The following is a 21,144-nucleotide window of genomic DNA, read 5'->3' as shown; positions in this document are numbered from 1 at the left end:
GTGAGTGCGCTGGGTACGCTCAGACCTTGTGCCTGGGGTGTGCCCTGGCCCTCGTGCGTGCCTTCGACCGCACCGGGGCTGAGACCGGCCACCGCAATCTGCGCTTCTTTCTGCCTGGCGGCGGGAGTCCGCGGGATTCGACACACCCGACCGCGTGGGTCGGCGATGTTCCAGGTTAGCTGTACCCATCGGCACACAGAAACCGGAGAAGTAGTGCCTACGATCCAGCAGCTGGTCCGCAAGGGCCGGCAGGACAAGGTCGAGAAGAACAAGACGCCCGCACTCGAGGGTTCCCCTCAGCGTCGCGGCGTCTGCACGCGTGTGTTCACGACCACCCCGAAGAAGCCGAACTCGGCCCTGCGTAAGGTCGCGCGTGTGCGTCTGACCAGCGGGATCGAGGTCACCGCTTACATTCCGGGTGAGGGACACAACCTGCAGGAGCACTCCATCGTGCTCGTGCGCGGCGGCCGTGTGAAGGACCTGCCGGGTGTTCGCTACAAGATCATCCGCGGCTCGCTCGACACCCAGGGTGTCAAGAACCGCAAGCAGGCTCGCAGCCGTTACGGCGCCAAGAAGGAGAAGTAAGAATGCCTCGTAAGGGCCCCGCCCCGAAGCGCCCGGTCATCATCGACCCGGTCTACGGTTCTCCTCTGGTGACCTCCCTGATCAACAAGGTGCTGCTGAACGGCAAGCGCTCGACTGCCGAGCGGATCGTTTACGGCGCCATGGAGGGCCTGCGCGACAAGACCGGCAACGACCCGGTCATCACGCTGAAGCGCGCTCTCGAGAACATCAAGCCGACCATCGAGGTCAAGTCCCGCCGTGTCGGTGGCGCCACCTACCAGGTCCCGGTCGAGGTCAAGCCCGGCCGTGCCAACACCCTGGCGCTGCGCTGGCTGGTCGGTTACTCCCGCGCCCGTCGCGAGAAGACCATGACCGAGCGTCTGCTCAACGAGCTGCTCGACGCCTCCAACGGCCTCGGTGCGGCCGTGAAGAAGCGCGAGGACACGCACAAGATGGCCGAGTCCAACAAGGCCTTCGCGCACTACCGCTGGTAGTCGCAGTCCACATCGAGACCGAGAGAAGACTGAAGCCTTATGGCTACCACTTCGCTTGACCTGGCCAAGGTGCGCAACATCGGCATCATGGCCCACATCGACGCGGGCAAGACGACCACCACCGAGCGGATCCTGTTCTACACCGGCGTCTCGTACAAGATCGGTGAGGTCCACGACGGCGCTGCCACCATGGACTGGATGGAGCAGGAGCAGGAGCGTGGCATCACGATCACCTCTGCTGCCACCACCTGCCACTGGCCGCTGGAAGACGTCGACCACACCATCAACATCATCGACACGCCGGGCCACGTCGACTTCACCGTCGAGGTGGAGCGTTCCCTGCGCGTGCTCGACGGTGCCGTGACGGTGTTCGACGGCGTCGCCGGCGTCGAGCCCCAGTCCGAGACCGTGTGGCGTCAGGCGGACCGCTACGGCGTTCCGCGCATCTGCTTCGTCAACAAGCTCGACCGCACCGGTGCCGAGTTCCACCGCTGCGTCGACATGATCGTCGACCGCCTGGGCGCGCAGCCGATCGTCATGCAGCTCCCGATCGGTGCCGAGGCCGACTTCCAGGGTGTCGTGGACCTGGTCCGCATGAAGGCCCTGGTCTGGTCCGCCGAGGCGACCAAGGGCGAGATGTACGACGTCGTCGACATCCCGGCCACCCACACCGAGGCTGCCGAGGAGTGGCGCGGCAAGCTGCTCGAGGCCGTCGCCGAGAACGACGAGGAGCTCATGGAGCTGTACCTCGAGGGCACCGAGCCCACCGAGGAGCAGCTCTACGCGGCGATCCGTCGGATCACCATCGCGTCCGGCAAGGGCGGCGGCACCACCGTCACCCCCGTGTTCTGCGGTACCGCGTTCAAGAACAAGGGCGTTCAGCCCCTGCTCGACGCGGTCGTGCGCTACCTGCCGTCGCCGGTCGACATCGAGGCCATCGAGGGCCACGACGTCAAGGACCCGGAGACGGTCGTCCGGCGCAAGCCGTCCGACGAGGAGCCGCTGTCGGCGCTGGCGTTCAAGATCATGAGCGACCCGCACCTCGGCAAGCTCACCTTCGTGCGCGTCTACTCCGGCCGCCTCGAGTCCGGCTCCGCCGTGCTCAACTCGGTCAAGGGCCGCAAGGAGCGCATCGGCAAGATCTACCGCATGCACGCCAACAAGCGTGAGGAGATCGAGTCGGTGGGCGCCGGCGACATCGTCGCCGTCATGGGCCTGAAGCAGACCACCACCGGTGAGACGCTCTGCGACGAGAAGAACCCGGTCATCCTGGAGTCCATGGACTTCCCGGCGCCGGTCATCCAGGTCGCCATCGAGCCCAAGTCGAAGGGCGACCAGGAGAAGCTGGGCATCGCGATCCAGCGCCTCGCCGAGGAGGACCCGTCCTTCCAGGTCCACTCCGACGAGGAGACCGGCCAGACCATCATCGGCGGCATGGGCGAGCTGCACCTCGAGGTGCTGGTCGACCGTATGCGCCGTGAGTTCAAGGTCGAGGCCAACGTCGGCAAGCCGCAGGTCGCCTACCGCGAGACGATCCGCAAGGCCGTCGAGAAGGTCGAGTACACCCACAAGAAGCAGACGGGTGGTACCGGCCAGTTCGCGCGCGTCATCATCGGCATCGAGCCGATCGAGGGCGGCGACACGTCGTACGAGTTCGTCAACAAGGTCACCGGTGGCCGCGTGCCGAAGGAGTACATCCCCTCGGTCGACGCCGGTGCGCAGGAGGCCATGCAGTTCGGCATCCTCGCCGGTTACGAGATGACCGGTGTGCGTGTGACGCTGATCGACGGCGCCTACCACGAGGTCGACTCCTCCGAACTCGCGTTCAAGATCGCCGGTTCGCAGGCCTTCAAGGAGGCCGCGCGCAAGGCCAGCCCCGTGCTGCTCGAGCCGATGATGGCCGTCGAGGTTACCACGCCCGAGGACTACATGGGCGACGTCATCGGCGACATCAACTCCCGCCGTGGCCAGATCCAGGCCATGGAGGAGCGGGCGGGTGCCCGCGTCGTGAAGGGTCTCGTGCCCCTCTCGGAGATGTTCGGTTACGTCGGCGACCTGCGCAGCAAGACGTCCGGCCGCGCCAGCTACTCTATGCAGTTCGACTCCTACGCCGAGGTTCCGCGGAACGTCGCCGAGGAGATCATCGCGAAGGCCAAGGGCGAGTAACGCACTCCGTTCACACGCCGTAGGCTTGACTCCGGAGCCTCACGGGGCAAACACCCGCATTCACGGATGTTTGCCCCGGGGCCCGGGCTTTCCAGCAAAGATCACCTGGCGCCGATGAAGTAAGGCGTACCAGAACCACTCCCAGGAGGACCCCAGTGGCGAAGGCGAAGTTCGAGCGGACTAAGCCGCACGTCAACATCGGCACCATCGGTCACATCGACCACGGTAAGACGACCCTCACGGCCGCCATTACCAAGGTGCTGCACGACAAGTACCCGGACCTGAACGAGGCCTCGGCCTTCGACCAGATCGACAAGGCTCCTGAGGAGCGTCAGCGCGGTATCACCATCTCCATCGCGCACGTCGAGTACCAGACGGAGGCGCGTCACTACGCCCACGTCGACTGCCCGGGTCACGCGGACTACATCAAGAACATGATCACCGGTGCCGCGCAGATGGACGGCGCGATCCTCGTGGTCGCCGCCACCGACGGCCCGATGCCGCAGACCAAGGAGCACGTGCTCCTGGCCCGCCAGGTCGGCGTGCCGTACATCGTGGTCGCCCTGAACAAGGCCGACATGGTGGACGACGAGGAGATCCTGGAGCTCGTCGAGCTCGAGGTCCGTGAGCTCCTCTCCGAGTACGAGTTCCCGGGCGACGACCTTCCGGTCGTCAAGGTCTCCGCGCTGAAGGCGCTGGAGGGCGACCCCGAGTGGGCCAAGACCGTCCTGGACCTGATGGACGCCGTCGACAGCGCGATCCCGGAGCCGGAGCGCGACGTCGACAAGCCGTTCCTCATGCCGATCGAGGACGTCTTCACCATCACCGGTCGCGGTACGGTCGTCACCGGCCGTATCGAGCGTGGTGTCCTCAAGGTCAACGAGACCGTCGACATCATCGGCATCAAGACCGAGAAGACCACCACCACGGTCACCGGTATCGAGATGTTCCGCAAGCTGCTCGACGAGGGCCAGGCCGGTGAGAACGTCGGTCTGCTGCTCCGCGGCATCAAGCGCGAGGACGTCGAGCGCGGCCAGGTCATCATCAAGCCGGGCTCGGTCACCCCGCACACCGAGTTCGAGGCGCAGGCCTACATCCTGTCCAAGGACGAGGGTGGCCGCCACACGCCGTTCTTCAACAACTACCGTCCGCAGTTCTACTTCCGTACGACGGACGTGACCGGCGTCGTGACCCTCCCCGAGGGCACCGAGATGGTCATGCCGGGTGACAACACCGAGATGAAGGTGGAGCTCATCCAGCCCGTCGCCATGGAAGAGGGCCTGAAGTTCGCCATCCGCGAGGGTGGTCGCACCGTGGGCGCCGGCCAGGTCACCAAGATCACCAAGTGAGTCCACTCGCTTGAGGGTCGGCCTGACCCGGGTCAGTAGACCTGAAGAGGCCTGAAGGGGCCCGTACGACTCCGGTCGTACGGGCCCCTTCGCGTGCGCGGGTGCCTTGGTGCGTACGGCAGATGAACCGTTGGGGAACGTCGGCCGGCGTCACCGCCGGGGCGGCTGTGGCGCCCGTAGCCTGATCGGCCGGACCCCCCGACGAGGATGACCGGCTTGTCTCTCATACGCGACGTGCAGCCCCTGCCCCCGCTCGCCGCACCGCCCACATCCGTTGCCGCCCCGCGCCGCCCGGAGCGAGGATCCCGCCTCTACGCCGTCGACGGCATCCGCCTGCTCGCCGCGCTGATGGTCGCGCTCCACCACTACGCCGGCACCCGCCGGGTGGACCGGCCGGGGAACCCGATCTGGGACCGCCCGGTCTCCGACATCATGCCGACGGTCTTCCACGTGGCGAGCTACGGCTGGATCGGCGTCGAGATCTTCTTCGTCATCAGCGGCTTCGTGATCTGCATGTCGTGCTGGGGCCGCACGCCCCGCCAGTTCTTCGTCTCCCGCGTGATCCGCCTCTACCCGGCGTACTGGTTCGCGGTGCTGTTCACGACGGGCGTGCTGGTGGCGCTGCCGGGCGTGTGGGAGCGGCTGCGCTGGCGGGACGTCCTGCTCAACCTGACGATGCTCCAGTCCGGTTCGGGCGTGCGGAACGTGGACGGCGTCTACTGGACGCTCTGGTCCGAGCTCCGCTTCTACCTGCTGTTCCTGGCGGTGGTCGCGACCGGCCTCACCTACCGCAAGGTGGTCCTGTTCTGCTGCGTCTGGGGCGCGGCGGCCATGCTGGCGCCGGTGGCGAAGCTGCCGCTGCTGGAGCTGATCGCCAATCCCGAGGGCGCCTGGTACTTCATCGCCGGCCTGGCGCTGTACCTGATGCACCGCTTCGGCCAGGACCTGCTGCTGTGGGGGATCCTGGGCCTGTCCTGGCTCATGGCGCAGCGCGAGCTGGGGCTGAGGATCGACGAGGTCGAGCGGGTGTCGAGCTGGCGGGGAGCGGTGCTGATCTTCACCGTGTTCCTGCTGGTGATGGTCGCCGTGGCCCTGGGCCGGACCGACCGCATGCGGTGGCGGTGGCTGGTGACGGCCGGGAGCCTGACGTATCCGCTGTACCTGATGCACTACGCGGCCGGTACGACGGTGATCAGTCGGTTGCGGGACGAGCTGGACGCGCGGGTGGTGGTGGGGGTCGTGCTCGCCGGGTTCCTGGTGCTCAGCTGGCTGGTGCACCGGTGTGTGGAGCGGCCGGTGGCGAGGGCGGTGAAGAGCGGGCTGGAGACGGCGTTCGCCCGGGTGCGGAATGCGGGGTAGTCCCGTACGACTCGTGCAGCACTCGTGTCACACGCCCGGTTTTCGAACGGAGTGTCAGAAGTGGTTGCTACTCTGCCCGCCGTACGCCAGTAGAGCGCACGGGGGAAGGCAGTCATGACACAGCCGGCAGGGGAACATCACATACCCGCCGGCGGGGCCGAGGGCTCCGTCGGCATGCGGTTGAACCAGATTCCGCTCGATCCGGGGGGCTCTCCCTCCGGAGGCCGGAAGGACCTGGCATCGTCTCCCGCCCAGAAGAGGGCCGCGGCCAAGGCCATCGAGGACGACATCGAGCCCGGCACGCGGAAAGCCGGTGACTGGGCGGACGTCGAGACGAACACGGCCGTCAAGGCGTTCCAGCCGAAGGACGGCGAGGGGTGGCTGACGTCGGGGGCTCTCAAGAAGGCCCACGAGACGTGGGGCGAACAGGTGACGAACCTGTTGAACCGGCTCGCGTCGGAGAAGGCGGCGCTGCGGAGCACCAACACCGTGTTGCAGGGCACGGACCTCGGGGTCGGCAACGGCATCCGTCAGTCGTCGAATCTGGACGCGTACTGAGCCGCGTACCGAGTCCGCGTCCGAGTCCGAGCACCGAGTCCGCGAACTGACTCCGACCGAGTCCGACCACGCATGACGGGGGCCCCATGCCGACGTACCACGAGATCATGACGACCGACCTGTCCGCGCTCACCACGGCCGCCGACCGCTGGGACGGCATGGCGGCGGAGTTCCACAAGCAGGAGAAGGCCTACAAGCGGGATGTGCACGGCATCACGATGGGCGACTCCTGGGTGGGCCTGAGCGCGTACGCGGCCAACAGGCGTTTCGACACCACACTCAAGGAGTTCCAGAACGCCCAGGCCGAGGCCGAGGCGATCGCCTCGCTGCTCCGGGACGCGCACACGCAGTTCGTCGATCTGCGCGGCAAGCTCGAGTCGGCCCGCCAGGACGCCGTCGACGCCGGCATGAAGGTGTCGGACCAGGGCGTGGTCACGTTCGACACGGAGAAACTGAGCCCGGGCGCATACACCGCCTACGTCCACGACCCCGACTACCAGGACAGCGTCCGCAAGGCCGTCGCCTCCTGGCAGCAGCGCATCGACCAGCTCGTGAAGGACGTGGGGGAGGCCGACAAGGGCGTCAAGATCGCCTTCGCGGCGGTCGTGATCGACTCCGACGTCAACGACGGCACGCTCAACGGCTTCAACGGCAAGGCCTACGGCGACATCGAGCGGTACGAGGCCGAGGCGGCGGCGGCCAAGGAGGGCCTGAAGATCTCCGGATGGGTCTCGGAGCGCAAGTTCACGGTGACCGGACCGGGCATCGGCTACACCGTCATCGGGCCCAAGTACGGCAAGGAGGGCACGTTCAAGGCGTACGCGGACCTCTTCCACATGACCGCGGAACGCACCCTGACCAACGGGCAGTGGAAGCTCTCCGGGATCGCCGACGTCTACGGGGGAGCCAGGGCCACCGCGAACTACGGCGTCACGGACAAGGGTCTGGTCGCCAAGGCCGAGGCGTCCGTGGGACTACGGGCCTTGGTCGAAGGCCGGGCCGAATACGGGCCGTACGCCGGTGTCTACGGGCGGGGCGAGGGATTCGCCGGTGCCGAGGCCGGAGCCGGCCTCAAGGTGACCAGGGAGGAGGTCACCGTGGGTGGCAAGGCGTTCGCCGGGGCGAAGGGCGGTGTCGCCGGCGGTGTTGAGGTCGCCGGGATCGGCATCGGCGGGACGGCCGAGGTGTGGAAGGGGCCGGGTGCGGAGGCCTGGGCGGGCTGGAAGAAGGACGAGGAGACCGGGGTGTGGAAGATCGGCGCGGACGCGGGCCTCTCCCCCGCCGTCGGCGGCGGTCTCGGACTGGAGATCACCGTCGACCCCGAGAAGGTGTCCAAGAGCGTCGACGCCGCGGCCGACGCGGTGGGCGAGGGGATCGACGCGGTCGGTGACGCCGCGGGGTCGGTCAAGGACACCGTCACCGGCTGGTTCTGATGTACTCGCCCACGTCCCCCACGGAAGGAGGGCATCACATGCCCGCGACACTGCCCGTGCCGATCGAGTTCCGCCTGCCCGACGGCTGGCTCCCGGCCCGCCCGGAGGCGCTCGAAGCCCCGGGAGTGGCCTTCGCCGCGGTCCATCCGCAGCCGGACGCCGGGTTCAGCGCCAACATCACCATCGACGGCGAGGTGCCGCCGGACACGGCGACGCTGGCGGACCTCGCGGACGCGTCGGTGGAGCAGCTGCGCCAGGTCGCCGAGTCGGTGGAGGTGGCCGGCCGCCGAGAGGTCGGCTCCGCGGACGCCCCCGCGCTGACGCAGCGGCTGGTCTTCTCGGCCGTCACCGGCGACACGCGACGCGACCTCGTCCAGTCGCAGGTGTACCTGTCCCTGTCGGACGTGGCGGATCCGCACAAGCGGGCGGTGATCCGGCTGGCTCTGACCGCCACGGCGGCCCAGCACGACACCGTCCTCGGGGACTTCCAGGACTTCCTGCGCACCGTGCGACCGGACACCGGAACGGAGGGTCGGTGATGGGCTTGTGGAGCAGGTACCGGGACAAGCGCACCGGTACCCGGTACCCCGAGAGCGGGGTCGCACCGCTGCCGGCCATGGAGCTGCGCACCGCGCTGCTCGCGCTCAACGGGACCGGCGTGCCGTTCCGGGTGCGCAACGCCCTCCCCGAGGAGAAGGCCGACCTGGTGGCGGAGTGGCAGGTCCCGCAGCTGAGGACGACCCTCAAGACCCGGATGCGCTTCGTCCCGGAGAAGGGCGAGGTGCTGACCCTCGACGAGCGGTGGGACAAGTCACCCGAGACCGGCGGCAGGCGGTACGGCCGCGGGCCCACCACCACGGTCTCCCGCCAGTGGGCCTACGAGCGGGGGCCCGACGGCCGCCGGCGCAGGGTCGAGACGTTCCGCTTCGACTCACGGGACATGCGCAACCCCCTGCTGAAAGTGGTCCTCAGCTCGGGGTGGACGTGGCGCGGGGTTCTACGCAAGTGGTGACCGGCAGGCCCCTGAGGGCCTGCCTCGCCCTGCCTCAGCGGTAACGGATCACGTGCAGCCGGTGCACGCCCGTCGGATCCGGTGCCGCGGGGGAGCCGGTCGCACCGTCGACCAGCATCACGCCGCCCGCGATCTTGCGAGCGGTCACCAACCAGCCGACGGCTTCTCGCGACCGGCCGTCGGTGCGGCGCACCCAGACCAGCACCCGTGCTTCCTCGGGCAGGACGGACAGGGCTTCGAGCGCGCCGTTCCAGTCCTCGTGCTCGGAGACGGAGAGGACCGAGCCCAGCTCCGAGAGCGTCGGTTCGAACCAGGAGGCACGGCCCGGCTGGGGCGGAACGGGAAGGCCCGCCGATCCGGGGTTCTCGCCCGCGTCCCAGCGGGCCAGCCAGCCCCAGGGGTCCGAGTTGGGCAGGCCGAACGGCGCGGTGTCGTCCTTGGGGACGACGACAGTGGCGTCGAGGAGGGCGTCCTGCCAGTGGCCGTCGCGCAGGAAACGGACGGTGTTGCAGGAGAAGACCCAGCCGCGCGCGGTCTCGTCCTGGGGCGTCGGCGCGTCCAGGACGACCTGGCCCTGGTAGGCGTCGTCGAGCCACAGGCGGGCCTTGGCGGCCGCGGACTCGAAATCGTGCGCCTCCCGCTCCCACGGTTGCCGCGGCGGCACGTGTGCCTCGGGCGAGGACCGCAGGAGGATCAACTCGCGCACCAGGTCCGTATCGAGCCTGGCGAGGGACGACGTCACGCCGTCCAGAAAGACCACCTGACCCTTGTGGTTGTGCGCGTACAGCAGGTTCCCGGTCGCCTCAGCCCCACCCAGCTCGCGGCGCACCCAGACCACGCCCCGGGTGTCCGGACCCGGCTCGGCCATGGCCCTGATCACCGAGTCCCAGTCGCTCACGGCAACGTGCTGGAAGGACGGGAAATAGCGCCGCGTCAGTCTGGCCCACCAGCCGGGTGCCTCGTCGGACGGCTGCCAGGGCAACGGAACGGACGGGGCCTGGTCCATCGCGGAATGCACGGCCACCAGGCAACCGCGTGCATTGATCCTTCGGGCCTGGTTGGCGACCCTGTCGGCCGCCTTCTGCGGGTCGGCCGGCTCCAGGTCCGCGAGGGGATCGCTGGCCGACGGGTGGAAGGGGGAACTCCCGTCCTTCGGTACGACGACCGACGCCGCGAGCATGGGCGTGGCCGGGTAGCCCGGTTGGGTCAGGGTCCGACACGACAACATCCAGGCGGTGGAGGTCTCTTTGACCGGGTCCGGGACGGAGAGTTCGACCAGACCCCGGTACGTGTCGTTCAGCCACGCTGCCGCTTGGTTGTCAGGACTCATCACGGCTGCCTACTCCTTGGGGGGCCAGTCGCCGGAAGCGCGTCGGTGCATGTAGTCGTCCACGGGAAAGACACTCGGGGGGAAGTGGGCCTTCCCCCCGTCATGCGGGACGATGACCACGCTGGTGATCGGTGACAGAAGCCAGTCCCCGGTCTCGATGTGCTCTTTCCAGTCGAAGGCGATCGCCCAGCCGTAGGCATATTCGATGCACTTCTCCGGAACCATGACCAAGGAATCCGTCTTCTCGGGATACACCTTCCTGAGGAGCGCGGCGGCGGATTCCAGCGCCTCGTCTTTGCTCAGCATTTACTTGACCATCTTCTCGTACGGAACGTGTTGGATCTCCACCACGTTCTTCTCCAACTGAGCCAGCTTTCCGCTCTGCCCATCGAGGAAGACCACTCCGTGTTCCGTGTTCACCGCGTTGAAGAAGTGGCCCGAGTTTCCTCGGCCGATGAAGACGGCACTCTTCGCGCCCTCGCCCCGATTCTGTAGATCGCGAATGAGGTCATCGTAGCTGTCGACCTTCTGCCAGGGTCGCGTATCGTCCACGAGCTTGAACGGCTCCAGCGGAAGGTGACCCGGGCCTGGCCTGGGCGCGGCGCTGACCTCGATGCCCTCCATCCGGCGAGCGGTCGAGATCGTGGTGTAGGCGCAGTTCTGCGTGTACCCGTCCTCCCAGCGGTTGTTGATGTCCTTCAACCACGGGAACTGGTCGTCGACGAAGTCCTGCGCCGCCTTCGGGTTCACGGAGTCGGCGTGAATGGCCCTCTCCGACACGTGATCCGTACTGCGTGCGAGGTCGCTCCAGTCCTTCGGCGCATCCCCCGCCTTCGCGGCTTTCTGCGCGTCGGCGAGTTCGTCACCGTATTTGGCGCCGTTCGCCGCGGCGCTCTCCATTCCCTCCTTGAGGCCGGTGCGCAGGGCGGTGCGTCCCAGTCCGGCTCCCTTCGTGCCCAGCAGTTCCGGCAGGAGGCGGCCGACGAACTCGGAGGGGTCCTTCTTGAAGCCGTCGACGACGGCCTGGACGACGCGTTCGGGGTGGGCGGCGGTGGAGACGAGGCCGGCGAGCGTCATGTTGACGTTCTGCACGTACTCGGCCGGGTGTGTGAGGTTGTACGGGTCCAGGGGGTTCAGGCCGCGGACGAAGTTGAGCAGGCCCGCCGTCCCCTTGAGGGCGCCGCCGACGACATGGGTGAGTTCGGTGTAGTAGGCCTGGGCGCCGTCGATCAGGTTGTTGCCGAGCCGGTCGAGCGGCGGTGGTTCGGCGGGGGCGTGGGCGAGGGCGGCCTTGACCTTGGTCTGTGCCTCGGACGCGGCGGAGTTGCGCTGCTTCCTGGCCTGGGCGAGCTTGTCGCGCGCCGCCCTCATGTCGGCGACACCGGGGTCGTGGAACGGCGCGGGCTGGGGTCCGGGGTCTTGGTCCGCCCTGATCTTGGCGTTGTAGGCGTCGACCTTCTTGTTGTACGCCTCCACGGCCTCCACGGAGGCCTTCTTGCCCTGCTTGTAGAGGGTGATCGCCTCCTGGGCCTGGGTCTGTGCCCACTTGACGGTCTCGGCGTAGGCATCCAGCGCTCCCGCCGCCAGCTCACAGGCGTCGGCCGCGTGCAGCCACTTCGTGGGGTGCACGCCGAACTTCTCCCGGAAGGCGTTGCCGCTCTCGCCCTTCCAGTTGGAGGAGTCGACCTTCTTCATCCCCGTGCCGACCTTGTCGAAGGCGGCATGGAAGTCCTTGAGGTGCTTGGCGCTCTCCCGGATCCTGCCGGGGTTGCCGTGGATGAGCTCGTTGGCCTCCTCGGTCTGGCCGAGCTGCTGCTCGCCGGGCATGGCGCCGAGGTCGGCGGCGAGCTCGTCACCGAAGTCCTCCACCGCGTCGGCCGCGTCGTGCAGTCCGACGTAGTCGAGTCCGTCGCCGACCTTGTCGGTGGCGTAGTCGACGCCCTCGCCGAGCTTCTTCTTGCCCTCGTCGATGAGGTTCTCGCCGATTTCCAGGCCGGTGTTGAGGCCGCCCTTGATGTCGTCGACGATGCCCACTACCGCTCACCCCCGGCCTGCTGCTGGGCGGCGGCCTCCGCGCGCGCCTCGGGCGAGGGCCCGAACGTGTTGTCGAGCATCTGGTTGTACTCGGCGTCGGACACCCCGAAGGTCTCGTGCAAATTCTCGGGGTTGAGGCCGAGGGGCCCGACGGTGTGGGAGGTCATCACGTCGCGGCCGGCGTCCTTCCAGCCCTGCCTGATGTTCTCGCCCGCCCGGTCCCAGGACTCCTGGCTGTAGTCGACGTTGCCGCCCCACACACCGGACTTGGCGATGTCACCCCAGCCCCTCTGCGTGACCTCGTCCTCGGTGGCGTACGGATTGCCGATGGCGGCATTGGCCACGACCTTGAACGAGCCCTCGACGTACTGCTCGGTCTCGTAGAGGGTGCCGGCCGCCAGGCCCGTCTTGATCGCGAACCCGTTGCCCTCGTTGATGAGAGCGCGCACCCCCCACTCCCAGCGCTCGCAGAACGACCCGAACGTCTCGGTCAGTCCCTCGTGACCCAGGTCCAGCCCGTTCAGGGCGATGTCACCGAAGCCGCGCCCGGCCCCGGCCATGCCGACCATGCCCAGTTCCTTCAGCTCGCCCAGCGCGTCGGTCAGCCCCTTGGCGACCAGATCCATGCCCTCGGTCTTCAGGTCCGGAGCTCCACCGCCCATCAACAGCGGCACCAGATCGCTGGCCACCGGCACTCCTCCGCCGGTCACCGCCTCCCCGTCCACGCTCATATGGCACCCCCCTCTTCACGGTCGACAGCGACCTCGTCCGGTACGACGCCCCGCACCGGCGGGAACACCACGCCGTCCGGGCCGTCCGCGCAGTCCAGCGCCACCCCGCAGGGCACGCCCGCCGCGGGCACCGCCACATCCAGCAGGCGTGCGCCGAGGATCGTCTGGTAGGCCCACTCGCGGTGGTACTCGCCCCGCGCCTCGGCATAACGGGCCAGAGCCTGCCCGTGGGAGAAGGCCAGGATGAACCGGACGCCGTTCCAGTCGGCGGTGAGCAGACCCCGCTCACCGTCCGGGCCGGGTCCCTCGCCCAGCGGCACCAGCACCGGCGTACGCCGGAACTCCTCCAGGAGCTCGGTGAACCGCTGCCGGCGGGCCTCGGCCTCCGGGTCCTCGTGCGGCGGCTCGGGCGCCGGCTCCGCAACGGGCTCCGGCGGCGGCACCTGCTCGCCGGCCGGCTCCCGGGCAGGGACCGTCAGCTCCGCGTACTCCGCGAGTCGTGACCTGGGAACGCTGTTCTCCGGCGGCTCGCTAGATCCGCCCCCGTGTTCAGACATGCCGATGATTATGACGGCCGCGCACCAGGAGTCCCGCTACTCACCCAGGGCACGCACCGTGCACGCACAGCGTCCCCACGCCGCGTGCAGACGCCCGTCACATCCGGGTGGGTGCGGCCTGTGCCGGGCGCCTTTTCCCCCGCGTTTGACCTACGTCACGTCCGGGGTATTCTCTCCGGCTCGATTGGCGGACTCCCTGCCCCATATGGCAGACTGTCCGAGTTGCTCGGTCGAGTGTTGATGCTGCGCGCCTCCCGCCGGGAGGACTGGAAGCGAGTCCCACAGTACTCGTCGCCCTAACTGCCTCTTGGCAGCGCTGGGGCGGACGTACGGGAATCTTCCGGGAAGCGTGGGCGCGGCACCGGCCAGGCACCCGGTGGGCCTTCCGCCCCCGGTCTGCGGTTCCGGTAGGGCCGTGCGCATTCCCCGCAGGGATGTTCGAACAAGGGACATCCGTGTCAGCGGGAGAGCGACACGCCCGACCGCGTGGGTCGGAGGGGCGGGTAAGGGACCACCAGGTCCAGAGCGTTAGAAGAGACAGGACTACTGAGTAGCCATGGCGGGACAGAAGATCCGCATCCGGCTCAAGGCCTACGACCACGAGGTCATCGACTCCTCGGCGAAGAAGATCGTCGAGACGGTGACGCGCACTGGTGCGTCGGTCGCGGGCCCGGTGCCGCTGCCCACTGAGAAGAACGTGTACTGCGTCATCAAGTCGCCGCACAAGTACAAGGACTCGCGCGAGCACTTCGAGATGCGCACGCACAAGCGCCTGATCGACATCCTCGACCCGACCCCCAAGACCGTTGACTCTCTGATGCGACTCGACCTCCCGGCCGGTGTCGACATCGAGATCAAGCTCTGAGGCCGGTGATCTGAACAGATGGCTAAGCAGATCAAGGGCATCCTGGGCGAGAAGCTCGGCATGACTCAGGTCTGGGACGAGAACAACCGTGTCGTCCCGGTCACCGTCGTCAAGGCCGGCCCCAACGTCGTCACCCAGGTCCGTACGAACGACACCGACGGCTACGAGTCGGTCCAGATCGCCTTCGGCGAGATCGACCCGCGCAAGGTGAACAAGCCCCTCAAGGGCCACTTCGCCAAGGCCGACGTCACCCCCCGTCGCCACCTCGTCGAGATCCGCACCGCGGACGCCTCCGAGTACACGCTGGGCCAGGAGATCACCGCTGAGGTGTTCGAGGCCGGCGTGAAGGTCGACGTGACCGGCAAGAGCAAGGGCAAGGGCTTCGCCGGTGTCATGAAGCGCCACAACTTCCGTGGCCTCGGCGCCGGGCACGGCACCCAGCGCAAGCACCGCTCGCCCGGTTCCATCGGTGGCTGCGCCACCCCGGGCCGCGTGTTCAAGGGCCTCCGCATGGCGGGTCGCATGGGCAACGAGCGGGTCACCACCCAGAACCTGACCGTCCACGCCGTTGACGCGGAGAAGGGTCTGCTGCTCATCAAGGGCGCGGTTCCCGGTCCGAACGGCGGCCTCGTCCTGGTCCGCACCGCGGCCAAGGGGGCCTGAGGTAACCGATGAGCACTGTTGACATCCTTTCGCCTGCCGGCGAGAAGACCGGTAGCGTCGAGCTCCCCGCGGAGATCTTCGGCGTGGAGAAGGTCAGCATCCCGCTGATCCACCAGGTCGTCGTCGCGCAGAACGCCGCGGCCCGCCAGGGCACGCACAAGACCAAGACCCGCGGTGAAGTCCGCGGTGGCGGCAAGAAGCCGTACCGCCAGAAGGGCACCGGCCGCGCCCGTCAGGGTTCGACCCGCGCGCCGCAGTTCGCCGGTGGTGGCGTCGTGCACGGTCCCGTGCCGCGCGACTACTCGCAGCGGACCCCGAAGAAGATGAAGGCTGCCGCGCTGCGTCACGCCCTCACCGACCGGGCCCGCCACAACCGCATCCACGTCGTCACCGGCGTGGTCGAGGGCGAGACCCCCTCCACGAAGGCCGCCAAGTCGCTGTTCGGCAAGATCTCGGAGCGCAAGAACCTGCTCCTGGTCGTCGACCGCGCCGACGAGGCCGCGTGGCTGTCCGCCCGCAACCTGCCCCAGGTGCACATCCTGGAGCCGGGCCAGCTGAACACGTACGACGTGATCGTCTCGGACGACGTGGTCTTCACCCAGGCCGCTCTCGAGTCCTTCGTCGCCGGCCCGAAGGCCAACGACACCGAAGGGAGTGACGCCTGATGGCTACGCGTCACCCGAGCATCGCCTCCAAGGCTGCGAAGGCCGCCAAGGCCGCGCGCGTCGCCAAGGCGCGCCGCCACGAGGCCGAGGGCAAGAACACCGTCGTCACCGCGCCCAGCAAGGCGTACACGGACCCCCGTGACGTGCTGCTGAAGCCGGTCGTGTCGGAGAAGAGCTACGCGCTCCTCGACGAGAACAAGTACACGTTCATCGTCGACCCGAACGCCAACAAGACCCAGATCAAGCAGGCCGTCCAGGCGGTCTTCTCGGTCAAGGTCACCGGGGTCAACACGATCAACCGCCAGGGCAAGCGCAAGCGCACCAAGACCGGTTTCGGTCAGCGTGCCGCCACCAAGCGCGCGATCGTGACCCTTGCCGAGGGCGACCGTATCGACATCTTCGGCGGTCCGACCGCGTAAGCGGGTCGGATCGTCCGATATCGGACGAGGACTGAGAAATGGGAATCCGCAAGTACAAGCCGACTACGCCGGGCCGTCGTGGCTCCAGCGTCGCCGACTTCGTCGAGGTCACGCGGTCCACGCCGGAGAAGTCGCTGGTCCGTCCCCTGCACAGCAAGGGCGGCCGTAACAATTCCGGTCGGGTGACCGTGCGCCACCAGGGTGGTGGCCACAAGCGCGCCTACCGCGTGATCGACTTCCGTCGTCACGACAAGGACGGCGTGCCGGCGAAGGTCGCGCACATCGAGTACGACCCCAACCGCACCGCGCGCATCGCGCTGCTGCACTACGCCGACGGCGAGAAGCGCTACATCATCGCGCCGCGCGGCCTGTCGCAGGGCGACCGCGTCGAGAACGGTCCCGGGGCCGACATCAAGCCGGGCAACAACCTGGCCCTCCGCAACATCCCGGTCGGTACCACGATCCACGCGATCGAGCTCCGCCCGGGTGGCGGTGCCAAGTTCGCCCGCTCCGCCGGTGCCTCCGTGCAGCTGCTCGCGAAGGAGGGCCAGATGGCCCACCTCCGCATGCCCTCCGGTGAGATCCGCCTGGTCGACGTGCGCTGCCGCGCCACCGTCGGCGAGGTCGGCAACGCCGAGCAGAGCAACATCAACTGGGGTAAGGCCGGCCGCAAGCGCTGGCTGGGCGTCCGCCCGACCGTCCGTGGTGTGGCGATGAACCCGGTTGACCACCCGCACGGTGGTGGTGAGGGCAAGACCTCCGGTGGTCGCCACCCGGTCTCCCCGTGGGGTCAGAAGGAAGGTCGTACTCGTTCGCCGAAGAAGGCTTCGAACAAGTACATCGTCCGCCGCCGCAAGACGAACAAGAAGCGCTAGGAGCGGGTTTAGATGCCGCGCAGTCTCAAGAAGGGGCCCTTCGTCGACGACCACCTGATCAAGAAGGTGGACGCCCAGAACGAAGCCGGCACCAAGAACGTCATCAAGACCTGGTCCCGTCGCTCGATGATCATCCCGGCCATGCTCGGCCACACGATCGCGGTGCACAACGGCAAGACCCACATTCCGGTGTTCGTCACCGAGTCGATGGTCGGCCACAAGCTCGGCGAGTTCTCGCCGACGCGCACCTTCCGGGGTCACGTCAAGGACGACCGGAAGTCGAAGCGCCGCTAACGCGGGGTGGAATGACCATGACAGACACTGGAAGGACAACCATGGAAGCCAGGGCCCAGGCGCGGTACATCCGCGTTACGCCCATGAAGGCCCGCCGCGTGGTGGACCTCATCCGTGGCATGGATGCCACGGAGGCTCAGGCGGTCCTGCGTTTCGCCCCGCAGGCCGCGAGCGTGCCGGTCGGCAAGGTGCTGGACAGCGCCATCGCCAACGCCGCGCACAACTACGACCACACCGATGTCGACAGCCTCTTCGTCTCCGAGGCCTACGTCGACGAGGGCCCGACCCTGAAGCGGTTCCGGCCGCGTGCCCAGGGCCGCGCCTACCGGATCCGCAAGCGGACCAGCCACATCACCGTGGTCGTCAGCAGCAAGGAAGGAACCCGGTAATGGGCCAGAAGGTTAACCCGCATGGGTTCCGGCTCGGCATCACCACGGACTTCAAGTCCCGCTGGTACGCCGACAAGCTGTACAAGGACTACGTCAAGGAAGACGTCGCCATCCGTCGGATGATGACGTCCGGCATGGAGCGCGCCGGCATCTCGAAGGTGGAGATCGAGCGCACCCGTGACCGCGTCCGCGTGGACATCCACACCGCGCGTCCGGGCATCGTCATCGGCCGCCGTGGCGCCGAGGCCGACCGCATCCGCGGTGACCTCGAGAAGCTCACGGGCAAGCAGGTCCAGCTGAACATCCTCGAGGTCAAGAACCCCGAGACCGACGCTCAGCTGGTTGCCCAGGCCGTCGCCGAGCAGCTCTCCTCCCGCGTCTCCTTCCGTCGGGCCATGCGCAAGAGCATGCAGTCCGCTATGAAGGCCGGCGCCAAGGGCATCAAGATCCAGTGCGGTGGCCGCCTCGGCGGCGCCGAGATGTCCCGCTCGGAGTTCTACCGCGAGGGCCGCGTGCCCCTGCACACGCTCCGCGCGAACGTGGACTACGGCTTCTTCGAGGCCAAGACGACCTTCGGCCGCATCGGTGTGAAGGTCTGGATCTACAAGGGCGACGTCAAGAACATCGCCGAGGTCCGCGCCGAGAACGCTGCCGCCCGTGCGGGTAACCGCCCGGCCCGCGGTGGCGCCGACCGCCCGGCCCGTGGTGGCCGTGGTGGCGAGCGGCGCGGTCGTAAGCCGCAGCAGCAGGCTCCCGCCGCCGAGGCCCCCCAGGCCGAGGCCGGTGCCGCCGCTCCGGCTGAGAGCACCGGAACGGAGGCCTGACCGACATGCTGATCCCCCGTAGGGTCAAGCACCGCAAGCAGCACCACCCGAAGCGCAACGGTATGTCCAAGGGTGGAACGCAGGTTGCGTTCGGCGAGTACGGCATCCAGGCGCTGACCCCGGCCTACGTGACGAACCGCCAGATCGAGGCGGCTCGTATCGCGATGACCCGTCACATCAAGCGTGGCGGCAAGGTCTGGATCAACATCTACCCGGACCGTCCCCTCACCAAGAAGCCGGCCGAGACCCGCATGGGTTCCGGTAAGGGTTCTCCGGAGTGGTGGATCGCGAACGTCAAGCCCGGACGTGTGATGTTCGAGCTGTCGTACCCCAACGAGAAGATCGCCCGTGAGGCGCTGACCCGTGCGGCCCACAAGCTGCCGATGAAGTGCCGGATCGTCAAGCGCGAGGCAGGTGAAGCGTGATGTCGGCCGGTACCAAGGCGTCCGAGCTGCGCGAGCTGGGCAACGAGGAGCTTCTGGCGAAGCTCCGCGAGGCCAAGGAAGAGCTGTTCAACCTCCGCTTCCAGGCGGCGACCGGTCAGCTCGAGAACCACGGTCGGCTGAAGGCCGTCCGTAAGGACATCGCGCGGATCTACACCCTGATGCGTGAGCGCGAGCTGGGCATCGAGACGGTGGAGAGCGCCTGATGAGCGAGAGCAACGTGACTGAGAACACCGAGGCACGCGGATTCCGTAAGACCCGTGAGGGTCTGGTCGTCAGCGACAAGATGGACAAGACCGTCGTCGTCGCCGTCGAGGACCGCGTCAAGCACGCGCTGTACGGCAAGGTCATCCGCCGTACGAACAAGCTCAAGGCCCACGACGAGCAGAACGCCGCCGGCGTCGGCGACCGCGTCCTCCTGATGGAGACCCGGCCGCTGTCCGCGACGAAGCGCTGGCGCGTCGTCGAGATCCTCGAGAAGGCCAAGTAATTCCTGCGGGGCATTCCTCGCAGGACAGTTCCGCCAGGCTCCGGGAGCCGCTTCGCTGAGCGGCTCCCGGGGAACCGGCAGACAAACAGGAGATAGACGTGATCCAGCAGGAGTCGCGACTGCGTGTCGCCGACAACACTGGTGCGAAGGAAATCCTTTGCATCCGTGTGCTCGGTGGCTCCGGTCGCCGCTACGCGGGCATCGGTGACGTCATCGTCGCCACCGTCAAGGACGCGATCCCCGGTGGCAACGTGAAGAAGGGTGACGTCGTCAAGGCGGTCATCGTTCGCACCGTCAAGGAGCGCCGCCGTCCGGACGGCTCGTACATCCGCTTCGACGAGAACGCCGCCGTCATTCTGAAGAACGACGGCGACCCTCGCGGCACCCGCATCTTCGGCCCGGTCGGCCGTGAGCTGCGCGAGAAGAAGTTCATGAAGATCATCTCGCTCGCGCCGGAGGTGCTGTAAGCATGAAGATCAAGAAGGGCGACCTGGTCCAGGTCATCACCGGTAAGGACAAGGGCAAGCAGGGCAAGGTCATCGCGGCCTTCCCCCGCGAGGACCGCGTCCTGGTCGAGGGTGTCAACCGGGTCAAGAAGCACACGAAGGCCGGCCCGACCGCTCGCGGTTCCCAGGCCGGCGGCATCGTCACGACCGAGGCGCCGATCCACGTCTCCAACGTCCAGCTGGTCGTTGAGAAGGACGGCAACAAGGTCGTCACGCGTGTCGGTTACCGCTTCGACGACGAGGGCAACAAGATCCGCGTTGCCAAGCGGACGGGTGAGGACATCTGATGGCTACCACCACCACTCCGCGTCTGAAGACGAAGTACCGCGAGGAGATCGCGGGCAAGCTGCGTGACGAGTTCAAGTACGAGAACGTCATGCAGATCCCCGGCCTCGTCAAGATCGTGGTCAACATGGGTGTGGGCGACGCCGCCCGCGACTCCAAGCTGATCGAGGGCGCCATCCGCGACCTCACCACGATCACCGGTCAGAAGCCGGCCGTCACCAAGGCCCGCAAGTCCATCGCGCAGTTCAAGCTGCGTGAGGGTCAGCCGATCGGTGCCCACGTCACGCTCCGTGGCGACCGCATGTGGGAGTTCCTGGACCGCACCCTGTCGCTCGCGCTGCCGCGCATCCGCGACTTCCGCGGCCTGTCCCCCAAGCAGTTCGACGGCCGTGGCAACTACACCTTCGGTCTCACGGAGCAGGTCATGTTCCACGAGATCGACCAGGACAAGATCGACCGCGTCCGGGGTATGGACATCACCGTGGTCACCACGGCGACCAACGACGCTGAGGGCCGCGCGCTCCTTCGTCACCTCGGCTTCCCGTTCAAGGAGGCGTGAGCGAGATGGCGAAGAAGGCTCTGATCGCTAAGGCTGCTCGCAAGCCGAAGTTCGGTGTGCGCGCGTACACCCGCTGCCAGCGCTGCGGTCGTCCGCACTCCGTGTACCGCAAGTTCGGCCTGTGCCGCGTGTGCCTTCGTGAGATGGCTCACCGTGGCGAGCTGCCGGGCGTGACCAAGAGCTCCTGGTAATCCCTGCATTCAGGGATTACCCGGGCTCTCGGTAAGCAACTGGGTCGGCAGGGGCCCACCTCCGCATGCCGTAGGCTTGCGGGGTTGGG

29 protein-coding genes are annotated in these 21,144 nt (G+C 67.7%); 24 read left to right on the top strand and 5 right to left on the bottom strand.

Annotation, left to right across the window (positions count from 1 at the left end):
- Positions 1–213 precede the first annotated feature (213 nt).
- The 9 genes from rpsL to ACF1A1_RS10580 all read left to right on the top strand — a co-directional run bounded on the left by rpsL (position 214) and on the right by ACF1A1_RS10580 (position 8,935).
- The gene (gene rpsL / locus ACF1A1_RS10620) at positions 214–585 is read left to right on the top strand and encodes a 30S ribosomal protein S12 (RefSeq protein WP_003948652.1); all 372 of its coding nucleotides are present in this window, start codon (positions 214–216) and stop codon (positions 583–585) included.
- Positions 586–587: 2 nt separating this feature from the next.
- Positions 588–1,058 carry a 30S ribosomal protein S7 gene (gene rpsG / locus ACF1A1_RS10615; RefSeq protein WP_168371942.1) on the top strand — a complete coding sequence of 157 codons (471 nt, stop codon included), beginning with the start codon at positions 588–590 and terminating at the stop codon, positions 1,056–1,058.
- Between the two features lie 39 nt (positions 1,059–1,097).
- Entirely contained in the window at positions 1,098–3,224 is a 2,127-nt protein-coding gene (gene fusA, locus ACF1A1_RS10610) for an elongation factor G (RefSeq protein WP_391998800.1), read from the top strand.
- A 155-nt stretch (positions 3,225–3,379) separates the two neighbouring features.
- Positions 3,380–4,573, top strand: a complete 1,194-nt coding sequence (gene tuf / locus ACF1A1_RS10605) for an elongation factor Tu (RefSeq protein ID WP_391998799.1) — start codon at positions 3,380–3,382, stop codon at positions 4,571–4,573.
- A gap of 207 nt (positions 4,574–4,780) precedes the next feature.
- Positions 4,781–5,932, top strand: a complete 1,152-nt coding sequence (locus ACF1A1_RS10600) for an acyltransferase family protein (RefSeq protein WP_391998798.1) — start codon at positions 4,781–4,783, stop codon at positions 5,930–5,932.
- A 114-nt stretch (positions 5,933–6,046) separates the two neighbouring features.
- Positions 6,047–6,490, top strand: coding sequence for a hypothetical protein (locus ACF1A1_RS10595; protein WP_391998797.1), 444 nt, complete (start codon positions 6,047–6,049; stop codon positions 6,488–6,490).
- 86 nt (positions 6,491–6,576) lie between these two features.
- A complete protein-coding gene (locus ACF1A1_RS10590) occupies positions 6,577–7,923 on the top strand; it encodes a hypothetical protein (protein ID WP_391998796.1) in 1,347 nt (448 codons plus the stop codon).
- Between the two features lie 38 nt (positions 7,924–7,961).
- Positions 7,962–8,462, top strand: a complete 501-nt coding sequence (locus tag ACF1A1_RS10585; RefSeq protein ID WP_391998795.1) for a hypothetical protein — start codon at positions 7,962–7,964, stop codon at positions 8,460–8,462.
- A complete protein-coding gene (locus ACF1A1_RS10580) occupies positions 8,462–8,935 on the top strand; it encodes a hypothetical protein (protein ID WP_391998794.1) in 474 nt (157 codons plus the stop codon). The genes ACF1A1_RS10585 and ACF1A1_RS10580 overlap by 1 nt, the downstream gene beginning before the upstream one ends.
- Positions 8,936–8,969: 34 nt before the next feature.
- Here ACF1A1_RS10580 and ACF1A1_RS10575 read toward each other — a convergent pair whose 3' ends face one another.
- Genes ACF1A1_RS10575 through ACF1A1_RS10555 form a run of 5 tightly spaced genes read right to left on the bottom strand, consistent with a single transcriptional unit; the run spans position 8,970 to position 13,587 of the window.
- Entirely contained in the window at positions 8,970–10,265 is a 1,296-nt protein-coding gene (locus tag ACF1A1_RS10575; protein ID WP_391998793.1) for a YrhB domain-containing protein, read from the bottom strand.
- 9 nt (positions 10,266–10,274) lie between these two features.
- A complete protein-coding gene (locus ACF1A1_RS10570; protein WP_391998792.1) occupies positions 10,275–10,571 on the bottom strand; it encodes a YrhB domain-containing protein in 297 nt (98 codons plus the stop codon).
- Positions 10,572–12,299 (bottom strand): putative T7SS-secreted protein, encoded by a 1,728-nt coding sequence (locus tag ACF1A1_RS10565; protein ID WP_391998791.1) that lies wholly within the window; start codon positions 12,297–12,299, stop codon positions 10,572–10,574. It abuts the gene before it with no gap.
- Positions 12,299–13,030 (bottom strand): hypothetical protein, encoded by a 732-nt coding sequence (locus tag ACF1A1_RS10560; RefSeq protein ID WP_391998790.1) that lies wholly within the window; start codon positions 13,028–13,030, stop codon positions 12,299–12,301. Before ACF1A1_RS10560 ends, ACF1A1_RS10565 begins: the two co-directional genes overlap by 1 nt.
- Entirely contained in the window at positions 13,027–13,587 is a 561-nt protein-coding gene (locus ACF1A1_RS10555) for a hypothetical protein (protein WP_391998789.1), read from the bottom strand. The genes ACF1A1_RS10560 and ACF1A1_RS10555 overlap by 4 nt, the downstream gene beginning before the upstream one ends.
- A gap of 556 nt (positions 13,588–14,143) precedes the next feature.
- Here ACF1A1_RS10555 and rpsJ point away from each other — a divergent pair.
- The 15 genes from rpsJ (at position 14,144) to ACF1A1_RS10480 (ending at position 21,055) form a co-directional block, all read left to right on the top strand.
- On the top strand, positions 14,144–14,452 hold the full coding sequence (gene rpsJ, locus ACF1A1_RS10550; RefSeq protein WP_003948644.1) for a 30S ribosomal protein S10: 309 nt from the start codon (positions 14,144–14,146) through the stop codon (positions 14,450–14,452).
- Positions 14,453–14,470: 18 nt separating this feature from the next.
- Entirely contained in the window at positions 14,471–15,115 is a 645-nt protein-coding gene (gene rplC / locus ACF1A1_RS10545; RefSeq protein ID WP_129799277.1) for a 50S ribosomal protein L3, read from the top strand.
- Between the two features lie 8 nt (positions 15,116–15,123).
- The gene (gene rplD / locus ACF1A1_RS10540) at positions 15,124–15,780 is read left to right on the top strand and encodes a 50S ribosomal protein L4 (RefSeq protein WP_391998788.1); all 657 of its coding nucleotides are present in this window, start codon (positions 15,124–15,126) and stop codon (positions 15,778–15,780) included.
- Positions 15,780–16,199: a 50S ribosomal protein L23 gene (gene rplW / locus ACF1A1_RS10535; protein ID WP_385066698.1), complete on the top strand. Its 420-nt coding sequence runs from the start codon at positions 15,780–15,782 to the stop codon at positions 16,197–16,199. The genes rplD and rplW overlap by 1 nt, the downstream gene beginning before the upstream one ends.
- Before the next feature lie 38 nt (positions 16,200–16,237).
- Entirely contained in the window at positions 16,238–17,074 is an 837-nt protein-coding gene (gene rplB / locus ACF1A1_RS10530) for a 50S ribosomal protein L2 (RefSeq protein WP_391998787.1), read from the top strand.
- A gap of 12 nt (positions 17,075–17,086) precedes the next feature.
- On the top strand, positions 17,087–17,368 hold the full coding sequence (rpsS, locus tag ACF1A1_RS10525) for a 30S ribosomal protein S19 (RefSeq protein ID WP_033528345.1): 282 nt from the start codon (positions 17,087–17,089) through the stop codon (positions 17,366–17,368).
- Positions 17,369–17,409: 41 nt separating this feature from the next.
- Positions 17,410–17,757 (top strand): 50S ribosomal protein L22, encoded by a 348-nt coding sequence (gene rplV, locus ACF1A1_RS10520; protein ID WP_030778516.1) that lies wholly within the window; start codon positions 17,410–17,412, stop codon positions 17,755–17,757.
- Positions 17,757–18,581, top strand: coding sequence for a 30S ribosomal protein S3 (gene rpsC / locus ACF1A1_RS10515; protein ID WP_391998786.1), 825 nt, complete (start codon positions 17,757–17,759; stop codon positions 18,579–18,581). The genes rplV and rpsC overlap by 1 nt, the downstream gene beginning before the upstream one ends.
- 5 nt (positions 18,582–18,586) lie before the next feature.
- On the top strand, positions 18,587–19,006 hold the full coding sequence (gene rplP / locus ACF1A1_RS10510; RefSeq protein ID WP_009190136.1) for a 50S ribosomal protein L16: 420 nt from the start codon (positions 18,587–18,589) through the stop codon (positions 19,004–19,006).
- Positions 19,006–19,230, top strand: coding sequence for a 50S ribosomal protein L29 (gene rpmC / locus ACF1A1_RS10505; RefSeq protein ID WP_003974259.1), 225 nt, complete (start codon positions 19,006–19,008; stop codon positions 19,228–19,230). The genes rplP and rpmC overlap by 1 nt, the downstream gene beginning before the upstream one ends.
- Positions 19,230–19,514: a 30S ribosomal protein S17 gene (rpsQ, locus tag ACF1A1_RS10500; RefSeq protein ID WP_014674375.1), complete on the top strand. Its 285-nt coding sequence runs from the start codon at positions 19,230–19,232 to the stop codon at positions 19,512–19,514. The genes rpmC and rpsQ overlap by 1 nt, the downstream gene beginning before the upstream one ends.
- A gap of 98 nt (positions 19,515–19,612) precedes the next feature.
- Positions 19,613–19,981: a 50S ribosomal protein L14 gene (rplN, locus tag ACF1A1_RS10495; protein WP_003998823.1), complete on the top strand. Its 369-nt coding sequence runs from the start codon at positions 19,613–19,615 to the stop codon at positions 19,979–19,981.
- 2 nt (positions 19,982–19,983) lie between these two features.
- Complete coding sequence (gene rplX / locus ACF1A1_RS10490; protein ID WP_003992365.1) at positions 19,984–20,307, top strand: 50S ribosomal protein L24; 324 nt, start codon at positions 19,984–19,986, stop codon at positions 20,305–20,307.
- Positions 20,307–20,864, top strand: coding sequence for a 50S ribosomal protein L5 (gene rplE, locus ACF1A1_RS10485; RefSeq protein WP_007494758.1), 558 nt, complete (start codon positions 20,307–20,309; stop codon positions 20,862–20,864). Before rplX ends, rplE begins: the two co-directional genes overlap by 1 nt.
- Before the next feature lie 5 nt (positions 20,865–20,869).
- A complete protein-coding gene (locus ACF1A1_RS10480) occupies positions 20,870–21,055 on the top strand; it encodes a type Z 30S ribosomal protein S14 (protein ID WP_003956452.1) in 186 nt (61 codons plus the stop codon).
- Positions 21,056–21,144: the final 89 nt, after the last annotated feature.

It is taken from the genome of Streptomyces sp. NPDC014995, assembly GCF_043080745.1.
In the GTDB taxonomy this organism is placed as follows: Bacteria; Actinomycetota; Actinomycetes; order Streptomycetales; family Streptomycetaceae; genus Streptomyces.
The sequence above is the reverse complement of the archived record's forward strand: the minus strand, read 5'-3'. Positions and strand labels throughout refer to the sequence as shown.